Source organism: Kitasatospora sp. NPDC001539, from assembly GCF_040298565.1.
Taxonomy (GTDB): Bacteria; Actinomycetota; Actinomycetes; order Streptomycetales; family Streptomycetaceae; genus Kitasatospora.
In genome coordinates this window covers 23,411-34,762 of record NZ_JBEPAK010000044.1, presented here as the reverse complement: position 1 = coordinate 34,762, position 11,352 = coordinate 23,411, and the positions used below count along the sequence as shown (strand labels likewise).

The window sequence follows — 11,352 nt, the reverse complement described above, 5'->3', positions numbered from 1 at the left end:
CCTCGCCCCGTGGGTCCCGGGGTGCGCGAGCACGGGGGGCCCCTCGGTGCTTCCCAGGGGCCGGCCCTGGCAGCGGTGCGGACGCGGCGGCACGCGGAAGGGCCGGACCGCGCGGTGCGGTCCGGCCCCTCTCAGCCGCTGGTGCGGGGCTGGTCTCAGCCGATCAGCGAGCGCAGCACGTACTGCAGGATGCCGCCGTTGCGGTAGTAGTCCGCCTCACCGGGGGTGTCGATGCGGACGACCGCGTCGAACTCCTTGCTGGTCCCGTCGGCGCCGACCGCCTCGACCTTGACGGTCGCGGGGGTGCGGCCCTCGTTGAGCTCGGTCACGCCGGTGATCGAGAAGGTCTCCTCGCCGGTCAGGCCGAGGGAGTCGGCGTTCTGGCCCTCGGGGAACTGCAGCGGCAGGACGCCCATGCCGATCAGGTTCGAGCGGTGGATGCGCTCGTAGGACTCGGCGATGACGGCCTTGACGCCGAGCAGCGCGGTGCCCTTGGCGGCCCAGTCGCGGGACGAACCGGAGCCGTACTCCTTGCCGGCCAGGACGACCAGCGGGATGCCGGCGGCCTGGTAGTTCTGCGAGGCGTCGTAGATGAACGACACCGGCGCGTCGGCCTGGGTGAAGTCGCGGGTGTAGCCGCCCTCGGTGCCCGGCGCGATCTGGTTGCGCAGGCGGATGTTGGCGAAGGTGCCGCGGATCATGACCTCGTGGTTGCCGCGGCGCGAGCCGTAGGAGTTGAAGTCGCGCTTCTCGACACCGTTGGCGGTCAGGTACTGCGCCGCCGGGGTGCCCGGCTTGATGTTGCCGGCCGGGGAGATGTGGTCGGTGGTGACCGAGTCGCCCAGCTTGGCCAGGACGCGGGCGCCGGCGATGTCGGTCACCGGGCTCGGGGTCTTGGCCATGCCCTCGAAGTACGGGGGCTTGCGGACGTAGGTGGACTCGGCGTCCCACTCGAAGGTGTTGCCGGTCGGGACCGGGAGCGACTGCCAGCGGTGGTCGCCGGCGAAGACGTCCTGGTAGCCCTTGTCGAACATGTCCTGGTCGATGGAGCCCGCGACGACGTCGGCGACCTCCTGCTCCGACGGCCAGATGTCGGCGAGGAAGACGTCGTTGCCGTCGGCGTCCTTGCCCAGGGCGTCCTTGGTGATGTCGACGTTCATGTTGCCGGCGAGGGCGTAGGCGACCACCAGCGGCGGGGAGGCCAGGTAGTTCATCTTGACGTCGGGGTTGATCCGGCCCTCGAAGTTGCGGTTGCCGGAGAGCACCGAGACGACCGCGAGGTCGGACTCGTTGACGGCGGCCGAGACCTCCTCGGGCAGCGGGCCCGAGTTGCCGATGCAGGTGACGCAGCCGTAGCCGACCAGGTTGAAGCCCAACTTCTCCATGTAGGGGAGCAGGCCGGCCTTCTCGTAGTAGTCCATGACGACCTTGGAGCCGGGCGCCAGGGTGGTCTTGACCCAGGGCTTGACCTGCAGGCCCTTCTCCACGGCCTTCTTCGCCAGCAGGGCGGCGCCCAGCATGACGGAGGGGTTGGAGGTGTTGGTGCAGGAGGTGATCGAGGCGATCACGACCGCGCCGTTGTCGATCTCGTAGGTCGAGCCGTCGGGGGAGGTGACGGTGGTCGGCTTCGAGGCCTCGGCGGAGTACGCCGGCAGCGCCTCGGCGAACTTCTGGGCGGCCTCGGCCAGGATCACGCGGTCCTGCGGGCGCTTCGGGCCGGAGATCGACGGGACGACGGTGGAGACGTCCAGCTCCAGGTACTCGGAGTAGACCGGCTCGACCGACGGGTCGTGCCAGAGGCCCTGCTCCTTGGCGTACGCCTCGACCAGGGCGAGCTGCTGCTCGTCGCGGCCGGTGAGCTTCAGGTAGTTGATGGTCTCGGCGTCGATCGGGAAGATCGCGCAGGTCGAGCCGAACTCCGGCGACATGTTGCCGATGGTGGCGCGGTTGGCCAGCGGGATGGCGCCGATGCCGTCGCCGTAGAACTCGACGAACTTGCCGACCACACCGTGCTTGCGCAGCATCTCGGTGATGGTGAGCACCAGGTCGGTGGCGGTGGTGCCGGCCGGCAGCTGGCCGGTCAGCTTGAAGCCGACCACGCGCGGGATCAGCATGGAGACCGGCTGGCCCAGCATGGCGGCCTCGGCCTCGATGCCGCCGACGCCCCAGCCCAGCACGCCCAGGCCGTTGACCATGGTGGTGTGCGAGTCGGTGCCGACGCAGGTGTCGGGGTAGGCCTGGCCGCCGCGGACCATGACGGTGCGGGCCAGGTGCTCGATGTTCACCTGGTGGACGATGCCGGTGCCCGGCGGGACGACCTTGAACTCGTCGAAGGCGGTCTGGCCCCAGCGCAGGAACTGGTAGCGCTCCTTGTTGCGGCCGTACTCGATCTCGACGTTCTGGGTGAAGGCGTCCTTGGTGCCGAACTTGTCGGCGATGACGGAGTGGTCGATGACCAGCTCGGCCGGGGCCAGCGGGTTGATCTTGGCCGGGTCGCCGCCCAGCTCCTTGACGGCCTCGCGCATGGTGGCGAGGTCGACCACGCACGGCACGCCGGTGAAGTCCTGCATGATCACCCGGGCCGGGGTGAACTGGATCTCCTGGCTCGGCTGGGCGTCGGCGTCCCAGTTGCCGAGGGCGCGGATGTGGTCGGCGGTGATGTTCGCGCCGTCCTCCGTGCGGAGCAGGTTCTCCAGCAGCACCTTGAGGCTGTAGGGCAGCCGCTCGGAACCCTCGACGGCGGAGAGCTTGAAGATCTCGTACGACTCGTCGCCCACCTGCAGCGAGCTGCGGGCGTCGAAGCTGTTCGCGGACACGACTGACTCCTTCTGGGTGCTTCGTGCGATATCCGGCCGTCACGAGGTGGTAAGGTCACCCTTACTTAGGCTGACCTTTCCCGCATCGGCGGCGAGCGCCTCTCGGCAAGTATCTTGATGTCGAGATATATCGTAAGGGGCAGTTATCTCGATGTCGAGATAAACCATAGTGCATGCCGCCGCCGACACCACCGCAGGCATCCCCCGCTGCGCGACGGCGCTGGTCAGCGGCCGGCACCACCACCAGCTCACCACCGGAGCCCGCGGACGGCGAGGGGACGACGGACCCGGCCCACCGCAGCGGACCCGGCCACCGCAACGGCGCCGGCCACCGCGCGCCGCTCGGCCGGGAGCCGCCGGGTACGGTGGCCGCTGTGGCGACGGGCGCCGTGGCGGCGGGCGCTGCGGCGACAGGCTGTGGTGACGGGCTGAGGGGGCCGACCGATGATCGTGGTGGACGCATCCGCACTGGTGCTGGCACTCGCCGACCAGGGATCGCGCGGGGCCCGGGCCCGGGCCGAACTCGCCTCCGACGGCGAGTGGCTGGCCCCCGAGCACATCGTCGTCGAGGTGATGCAATCGCTGCGCGGGCTCTACCTCGCCAAGCAGCTGACCGCCGAGCGGGTCGCCGAACTCACCGCCGAACTGGCCGCGGTGGCGATCCGCAAGGTCGAGGTGGCGCCGCTGCTCGGCCGGATCTGGGAGCTCAAGGACAACCTCACCCCGGACGACGCCGCGTACGTCGCGGTGGCGGAGCGGTACGGCGTGCCGCTGGTCACCGCCGACCTGCGGCTGATGCGGGCCAGCGGGCCGCGCTGCGAGATCAGGGGCATCCACCGGGAGGCGGACTGAGAGTGTCCCCGGCGGGACGGCCGCGTTAGCAGGGCGACCGTCGCCCTGCCCGTGGAAGGCCCGTCCCGATGCCCGCACCGCTCGCCGCCGCCCTGCTGCCGCTGGCCCTGATCGCCCCCGCCGCCTCTCCGGTCTCCGTCCTGGACGCCCACTTCGACCCGGCGACCGCCTTCGTCCCGCCGGCCGCGATCAGCTACGCCGACGACCTCGTGCCGTACGGCTCGCACGTCCGGGTCGTCACCGACCGCTCGACGCCCGGGCGGACGGTGCTCACCCTGACGGCGGCGGGGCTCGCCCCCGACCACGAGTTCCCGGTGCACCTGCACACCGGCGCCTGCGGCGCCGAGCCGGCCTCCTCCGGGCCGCACTACCAGGACGTGGTCGACCCGGTGCAGCCGTCCACCGACCCGGCGTACGCCAACGACCGCAACGAGCTGCGGCTGGTGCTGCGCACCGACGAACGGGGCCGGGGCGCCGCGAAGGCGGCGGTGGGCTGGCAGCCCCGCCCGGGCGAGGCCCGCTCGCTGGTGCTGCACGCGGGCACCCCGGCCGGGCGGCACGCGGCGGGCGACCGGGTGGCCTGCGTCAGGCTGGAGAAGTAGCCGTCGGAGGGCGGTCCGGGGGGCGGGCCTGAGGCGGCAGCGCGCCGGGCGGGTGCCGGCCCGGCAGCGGGCGGGTGCCGGTCCGGCAGGGCGCCGGGCGGCAGCCGCTCCGGCAGGGCGCCGGGCGGCAGCCGGTCCGGCAGGGCACCGGGCGGGTCAGGAGCCCAGGGTGGCGACCAGGACCGCCTTGATGGTGTGCAGGCGGTTCTCGGCCTGGTCGAAGACGATGGAGTGCGCCGACTCGAACAGCTCGTCGGTGCACTCCAGCTCGGTCATGCCGGTCGCCTCGTACATCTGCCGCCCGACCACGGTGCCCAGGTCGTGGAACGCGGGCAGGCAGTGGAGGAACTTCACGTCCGGGTTGCCGGTGGCCCGGACGGTGTCCATCGACACCTGGTACGGCTTGAGCAGCTCGATCCGCTCCGCCCAGACCTCCTTGGGCTCGCCCATCGAGACCCAGACATCGGTGTAGAGGAAGTCGGCGCCCACCACGCCCTCGGCCACCTCCTCGGTCAGGGTGATCCGGGCGCCGGTTCCCTCGGCCAGCTGCTGCGCGGCCTTCTGCACGTCCTCGGCCGGCCAGAGCGCGCGCGGCGCCACGATCCGGATGTCCATGCCGAGCAGGGCGCCGGTGACCAGCAGCGAGTTGCCCATGTTGGAGCGGGCGTCGCCCAGGTAGGCGAGGGCGACCTCGGTGAGCGGCTTGGGGGTGTGCTCGGTGACGGTGAGCACGTCGGCCAGCATCTGGGTGGGGTGCCACTCGTCGGTCAGGCCGTTCCAGACCGGAACCCCGGCGTGCTGGGCCAACTCCTCGACGACCTCCTGGCCGTGGCCGCGGTACTCGATGCCGTCGAACATCCGGCCCAGCACCCGGGCGGTGTCCTTCACCGACTCCTTGTGGCCCATCTGCGAACCGGCCGGGTCCAGGTAGGTGGTGCCGGCGCCCTGGTCGTGGGCGGCGACCTCGAAGGCGCAGCGGGTGCGGGTGGAGGTCTTCTCGAAGATCAGCGCGATGTTCTTGCCCCGCAGCCGGGGCTGCTCGGTGCCCGCGTACTTGGCCGCCTTGAGCCCGGCGGCGAGGTCCACCAGGAAGCGGAACTCCTGGGGCGTGAAGTCGAGCTCCTTGAGGAAGTGCCTGTTCCGGAGGTTGAAGGCCATGCCGGGCTCCTGGGGTGACGGGACTGCGGAAAGAGGGCAAGTGTATACGATGCTCAGTATTTATATGCGGGGCGGTCGAGAACGAAGGGAGAGCCCGGGCCGGACTCCCCCTTCACCGCGACCGCCCGGCGGGAGGCCTCGCAGCTCCGCAGCTCCGCAGCCCGCCGCCCCTGTGGCACCGCCGCGCTGCAGCCCCGGCAGCATCGGCAGTCCCACAGCCTCCGCTACAGACGCGGATCGACCGGCTCGGACTCCAGCGCGAGCACGGCGAACACCGGCTCGTGCACCCGCCACAGCGGCTCACCGGCCGCCAGCCGGTCCAGCGCCTCCAGGCCCAGCGCGTACTCGCGCAGCGCCAGCGAACGCTTGTGGCCCAGCGAGCGGCGGCGCAACCGGTCCAGGTGCTCGGTGTAGTCCGGGCCGTAGACGATCCGCAGGTACTCCCGCCCGCGCACCTTCATGCCCGGCTGCACCAGGCCGCCGGGGCGGCCCTCGCCGCGCGTGCTCCGCGCGACCGAAGCCAGCGGCTTGACCACCATGCCCTCGCCGCCCGCGCCGGTCAGCTGCTCCCACCAGGCGGTGGCGGCAGCCATCGAGGCCTCGTCCTCGGTGTCCACCAGGACCCGGCCGGTCCGGCGCAGCATCGGCTCCTCGCCGGCCGGGGCCTGCGGGGTGGGGACGTTCTGCGCGGCGGCGCTCCGCTCGGCGGTGTTCCGCTCGGCGGCGCTCCGCTCGGCGGCGCTCCGCTCGGCGGTGTTCCGCTCGTCGGCGTCCACCAGGCGGTCGATCCGGGCCAGGTGCTCGTCGTGCGGGCGCACCGCGAGGTTCGCCCCCTCGGCGGCCAGCAGCTGGAAGGGCGCCAGCCGGACGCCCGACAGCCCCTCGGTCGGCCAGCAGTAGCGCCGGTACGCCTCGGTGAACGCCGACGCGTCGGCGAGCCGTCGGCGCTGGCGCCCGGCCAGCTCCCCGAGTTCCAGTCCGCGCCCGGCGGCCTGCTCCAACGCGGACAGCACCACCGGCAGGGCGGCGCCGGCCGCCGCACCGACCGCCGCGTACTGGCGGCGCAGCAACTCCACCGCCTTGAGCGACCAGGGCATCAGCTCGGTGTCCAGCAGCAGCCAACCGGAGTCCAACTCCTCGAACAGGCCGGCGCGTTCGGCGGCCTCGCGGACCCGCCCCAGCACGGCCGCGGTCAGCTCCCCGTCGTCGAGGAACGCCCGGCCCGTGCGGGTCCAGATCGCGCCCGGCCCGGCCACCCCGAACCGCCGCTCCAGCGCGGCGTCCTCCCGGGCGACCAGCAGCACCGCGCGCGAGCCCATGTGCTTCTCCTCGCAGACCAGGTGCCGGACACCGTCGGCGCGGTAGGCGAGGAAGGCCTCCTCCGGGTGCTCCAGGTAGCCGTCCCGGCGGGACGTCGGGCTCGGCGCCATGGTCGGCGGCAGGTAGCCGAGCAGCCGCGGGTCCAGCGCGAAGCGGCTCATCACCTCCAGCGCCGCCGCGGCGTTCTCCTCCCGGACGGCGACCCGCCCGTGCAGACCGGTCTCCACCACCCGGCGCCCGGCCACGTCGGCGAGGTCCAGCGGACGGCCCTCCCGGGCACCCGGCGCGTCGGTGATCAGCGGACGCACCGGCGCGTACCACTCCCGCTCGGCCGGCACGCTCACCAGCTCCCGCTCGGGGTAGCGCAGCGCCGTCAGGCTGCCGCCGAAGACGCAGCCGGTGTCCAGGCAGACGGTGTTGTTGACGAAGCTCGCACTCGGCACCGGGGTGTGGCCGTAGACCACCAGCGCCCGCCCCCGGTACTCCTCGGCCCACGGGTAGCGCACCGGCAGGCCGTACACGTCGGTCTCCCCGGTGGTCTCCCCGTACAGGGCGTGGGAGCGGACCCGGCCGGAGTTCCGGCCGTGGTACTTCTCCGGCAGACCGGCGTGGCAGACCACCAGGGCGCCGCCGTCCAGCAGGTAGTGGCTGACCAGGCCGCGCATGAAGGCGCGCACCTCGGCCCGGAACTCCTCGCTCTCCCCGGCCAGCTGGTCCAGCGACTCCTGCAGGCCGTGCGAGACGGTGACCTTCTTGCCGTCCAGCGCCCGGCCGAGCTTGTTCTCGTGGTTGCCGGGCACGCAGATCGCGTGGCCCGCCGCCACCATGCCCATCACCAGGCGCAGCACGCCCGGGGTGTCGGGGCCGCGGTCGACCAGGTCGCCGACGAAGACGGCGGTGCGGCCCGCGGGGTGGACGGCGTCCACCGGGCGGCCCGCGTCGTCCCGGCTGAGGGTGTAGCCGAGACGGGTGAGCAGGGTCTCCAGCTCGGAGCGGCAGCCGTGGATGTCACCGACCACGTCGAACGGGCCGCTCAGGTGACGCAGGTCGTTGTAGCGCTTCTCCAACTCGATCTCGGCGGAGGCCACTTCGGCCTCGCCGCGCAGGACGTGCACCTTGCGGAAGCCCTCGCGGTCCAGACCGCCCAGCGAGCGGCGCAGCTCGCGGTGCTGGCGCGGCACGACGTGGGCGGGCAGCTGACGGTCCGGACGGGAGCGGTTGCGCTCGGCGCACACGCCCGGCGGGACGTCCAGGACGATCGCGATCGGCAGCACGTCGTGCTCGCGGGCGATCCCGACCAGTCGCCGGCGCGTCTCGGGCTGGACGTTGGTGGCGTCCACCACGGTGAGGCGGCCCGCCGCCAGACGCTTGCCGACGATGTAGTGCAGGAGGTCGAAGGCCTCGGCGGAGGCGGACTGGTCGTTCTCGTCGTCGGCGACCAGCCCGCGGCAGAAGTCGGAGGAGACCACCTGGGTGGGCAGGAAGTGGCGGCGGGCGAAGGTGGACTTGCCCGCGCCGCTGGTGCCGATCAGGACGACGAGGGAGACGTCGGTGACGGGGAGGCGGCGGGGGGCGGTGCTCACGGTGCCGTCGTCGGTCATCGGGGTTCGCCTCCTTCGGGCGTCGTGGCGGTCGCGGTGGTGGTGGTCGTGGCGGCGGCGGTCGTGGTGGTGGCGGTCGTGGCGGCGACCGGGGCGGCGGCCGTGGTCGTCCGGCCGGTGTCGGGGGCCGTACGGAACAGGGCGAGCTGGGTCGGGGCGCCGACCTCCTCGTCCTCGGGGCCGACCGGGCGCAGCTCGACCGTGTAGCCGTACCCGGCCGCCACCCGCTCGGCCCAGGCACGGAACTCCGCCCGGGACCACTCGAAGCGGTGGTCGGCGTGCCGGACACGGCCCGCCGGGAGGCCCTCCCAGCGCACGTTGTACTCCACGTTCGGCGTGGTCACGATGACCGCCTCCGGCCGGGCCGCACCGAACACCGTGTACTCCAGGGCGGGCAGCCGCGGCAGGTCCACGTGCTCGATCACCTCGCACAGCACCGCCGCGTCGTAGCCCCTCAGCCGGGAGTCGGTGTACGTCAGCGCCCCCTGCGTCAGTGTCACCCGGGCCGCCCGCCGCTCCGGCAGGCGCTCCAGGCGCAGCTTGCGGTTCGCCGCGCGCAGCGCCCGCATGGAGACGTCCACGCCGAGGATGTCGGTGAACCGGGCGTCCTTCAGCAGCTCGTCGATCAGCTCGCCCTGGCCGCAGCCGAGATCGGCGACCCTGGCCGCGCCGGTCTCGCGGAGCGCGGCGAGGATCGCGGCGCGGCGCTGCTCCGCGAGGAAGGGCTGCGGGGACTCCGACTGCCGCCGGGTGCCGTCGGTGGTGCCGGTCGTGCCGGCCGCGTCGGTGGCGCCGGCGTCCTGGGGAGTCCCGGCTTCGTCGGTGGTTCCGGTGTCCTCCTCCGGGCGGTCGTCGTCGACCGCGTTGTCGACCTCCTCGACCTCGCGGTCGTCCGCCTCGGCCAGCCGGGCCAGTTCCAGGCGCTCCATCGCCGCCCTGGTCAGCGACCAGCGCCGGGCCAGGTAGCGGCGCGTGATCAGCGCGCGTTCCGGGTGGACGGCCAGCCAGCCCTCACCGGCGGCGAGCAGCTTGTCCACCTCGTCCGGGGCGACCCAGTAGTGCTTGGCACCGTCCAGCACCGGCAGCAGCACGTACAGCTGCTGGAGGGCGTCGGAGAGCAGCGCCGCGTCCGAGGCCAGCACGACCCGCACGTAACGGGACTCGCCCCACTGCGGGAACGCCTCGTCCAGCGGGACCGCCGTCGCCTCGACCCGCCAGCCCAGCGGTTCGAACAGCCGGGCCACCAGCGCCGGACCGCTGCCCTCGCCCGCGCCGTTCGCGGGCACGGCGGGCAGCTCGATCCGCAGCGGGCGGGCCCGACCGGGCAGCTCCGGGCGGGCCGGGCAATCGCCCTTCATCGCGGACCGGAACACCGTCCGCAACGCCACGGCGAGCAGCGAGGACGCGGCGTACGGGCGGTCGTTGACGTACTGGGCGAGCGCGAAGTCGGGCGAGCCGCCGCGCCCCCTGCCGTCGCTCCCGCCCTTGACCTTGCGGACCAGCGCGATCGGGTCGATGTCCAGCAGCAGCGCCGCCGTGCAGACCGCGTCCTGCGCCTGCGGGTAGAAGACGCGGGCCTCGCCGTGCGACGTGGCGAACCGCTGGACCTTGTCGGGGTGCTTGTGCAGCAGGAACCCGAGGTCGGTGGCCGGGTCCTCGGCGCTGCCGGTGGTGGAGATCGACATGAACACCCGCCGAAGTATTGCCCAGCGCCCAGGCTCCGGGCACCGGGATTTCCCTCCGCCCGGGCCGGGCCGACCGGCGGTTCCGCCCGGCCCCCGCCCGCGGCCCGTCCGCCGCGTCCGGACGGTGGGCGTGTTCGGCACCGGGGCCCCGCATTGGTTAACGTGCACGGTGTGACTGCTGAATCCACCCCGCTCGAATCCACCTTCCCGGCGAACGGCGCCGTGGCCGCCGGTCTGGCCACCATCGCCGCCGACGGCACCGTCCTCGACACCTGGTACCCGGCCCCCGCGCTGGCCGCCGAGGCCGGCCCCGCCGGCACCGTCCGGCTGACCGCCGAGCAGGCCGAGGCCGAGCTCGGCGCCGGTGCCGCCGAGGCCCTGCGCGCCGACGCCCGCCGGGGCGTCGAGGTCGTCGCCGTGCGCACCACCATCGCCTCGCTCGACGAGAAGCCGCTCGACACCCACGACGTGTACCTGCGCCTGCACCTGCTCAGCCACCGCCTGGTCAAGCCGCACGGCCAGAACCTGGACGGCATCTTCGGACTGCTCGCCAACGTCGCGTGGACCAGCATCGGCCCCGTCCCCGTCGACAAGGTCGAGCAGGCCCGCCTCGCCGTCCGCGCCCAGGGCGGCCAGCTGGCCGTCTACGGGATCGACAAGTTCCCGCGGATGACGGACTACGTCGCCCCGACCGGCGTGCGCATCGCCCACGCCGACCGCGTCCGGCTCGGCGCCCACCTCGCGTCCGGCACCACCGTGATGCACGAGGGCTTCGTCAACTTCAACGCCGGCACCCTCGGCACCTCGATGGTCGAGGGCCGGATCAGCGCGGGCGTCGTCGTCGGCGACCACAGCGACATCGGCGGCGGCGCCTCGATCATGGGCACCCTGTCCGGCGGCGGCAAGCAGGTCGTCTCGGTCGGCGAGCGCTGCCTGCTCGGCGCCAACGCGGGCATCGGCATCTCGCTCGGCAGCGACTGCGTCGTCGAGGCCGGCCTGTACGTCACCGCCGGCACCCGGGTCACCACCCCGGACGGCACGGTGGCCAAGGCGGTCGAGCTGTCCGGCCAGGACAACCTGCTGTTCCGCCGCAACTCACAGACCGGCGCGGTCGAGGTGATCGCCCGCTCCGGCTCCTGGGGCGGCCTGAACGCCGACCTGCACGCCCACAACTGACGCACGGGCAGCGGTCTTCGGGGTCCGGCGCCGGGGGCGCCGGACCCCTTCGCGTGCCAGCGGGTGCGGGGCGGTGCCGCGCCCGCGCCGTCCGATGGGGGCCGCGCCTGACCGGTCCGCCGTGCCTGTGCGGTGGCCGCCG

Annotated in this window: 7 protein-coding genes; 3 read left to right on the top strand and 4 right to left on the bottom strand. The window is 73.2% G+C overall.

Going from position 1 to position 11,352, the window contains the following annotated elements; genetic code table 11:
- Window positions 1–155: 155 nt before the first annotated feature.
- Window positions 156–2,816, bottom strand: a complete 2,661-nt coding sequence (acnA, locus tag ABT247_RS10390; protein ID WP_350740956.1) for an aconitate hydratase AcnA — start codon at window positions 2,814–2,816, stop codon at window positions 156–158.
- A 444-nt stretch (window positions 2,817–3,260) separates the two neighbouring features.
- On the opposite strand from acnA, the gene ABT247_RS10385 reads away from it, so the two are divergent.
- Entirely contained in the window at window positions 3,261–3,668 is a 408-nt protein-coding gene (locus ABT247_RS10385) for a type II toxin-antitoxin system VapC family toxin (RefSeq protein ID WP_350740954.1), read from the top strand.
- A 68-nt stretch (window positions 3,669–3,736) separates the two neighbouring features.
- Entirely contained in the window at window positions 3,737–4,270 is a 534-nt protein-coding gene (locus ABT247_RS10380; protein ID WP_350740952.1) for a superoxide dismutase family protein, read from the top strand.
- A 156-nt stretch (window positions 4,271–4,426) separates the two neighbouring features.
- Here the strand turns inward: ABT247_RS10380 and argF are convergent, their stop codons facing one another.
- The 3 genes from argF to ABT247_RS10365 form a co-directional block, all read right to left on the bottom strand.
- A complete protein-coding gene (argF, locus tag ABT247_RS10375) occupies window positions 4,427–5,428 on the bottom strand; it encodes an ornithine carbamoyltransferase (protein WP_350740950.1) in 1,002 nt (333 codons plus the stop codon).
- Window positions 5,429–5,652: 224 nt separating this feature from the next.
- On the bottom strand, window positions 5,653–8,349 hold the full coding sequence (locus tag ABT247_RS10370) for a polynucleotide kinase-phosphatase (RefSeq protein WP_350740948.1): 2,697 nt from the start codon (window positions 8,347–8,349) through the stop codon (window positions 5,653–5,655).
- Entirely contained in the window at window positions 8,346–10,040 is a 1,695-nt protein-coding gene (locus ABT247_RS10365) for a 3' terminal RNA ribose 2'-O-methyltransferase Hen1 (RefSeq protein ID WP_350740946.1), read from the bottom strand. Before ABT247_RS10365 ends, ABT247_RS10370 begins: the two co-directional genes overlap by 4 nt.
- 165 nt (window positions 10,041–10,205) lie before the next feature.
- Between ABT247_RS10365 and dapD the strand changes: the two genes are divergently transcribed.
- The gene (gene dapD, locus ABT247_RS10360; protein ID WP_350740944.1) at window positions 10,206–11,210 is read left to right on the top strand and encodes a 2,3,4,5-tetrahydropyridine-2,6-dicarboxylate N-succinyltransferase; all 1,005 of its coding nucleotides are present in this window, start codon (window positions 10,206–10,208) and stop codon (window positions 11,208–11,210) included.
- Window positions 11,211–11,352: the final 142 nt, after the last annotated feature.

Bases quoted from the DNA above. Each gene is read 5' to 3' on its own strand.
- ABT247_RS10385 (WP_350740954.1), top strand. From the start codon at position 3,261: ATGATCGTGGTGGACGCATCCGCACTGGTGCTGGCACTCGCCGACCAG.
- ABT247_RS10380 (WP_350740952.1), top strand. From the start codon at position 3,737: ATGCCCGCACCGCTCGCCGCCGCCCTGCTGCCGCTGGCCCTGATCGCC.
- argF (WP_350740950.1), bottom strand. From the start codon at position 5,428: ATGGCCTTCAACCTCCGGAACAGGCACTTCCTCAAGGAGCTCGACTTC.
- ABT247_RS10370 (WP_350740948.1), bottom strand. From the start codon at position 8,349: ATGACCGACGACGGCACCGTGAGCACCGCCCCCCGCCGCCTCCCCGTC.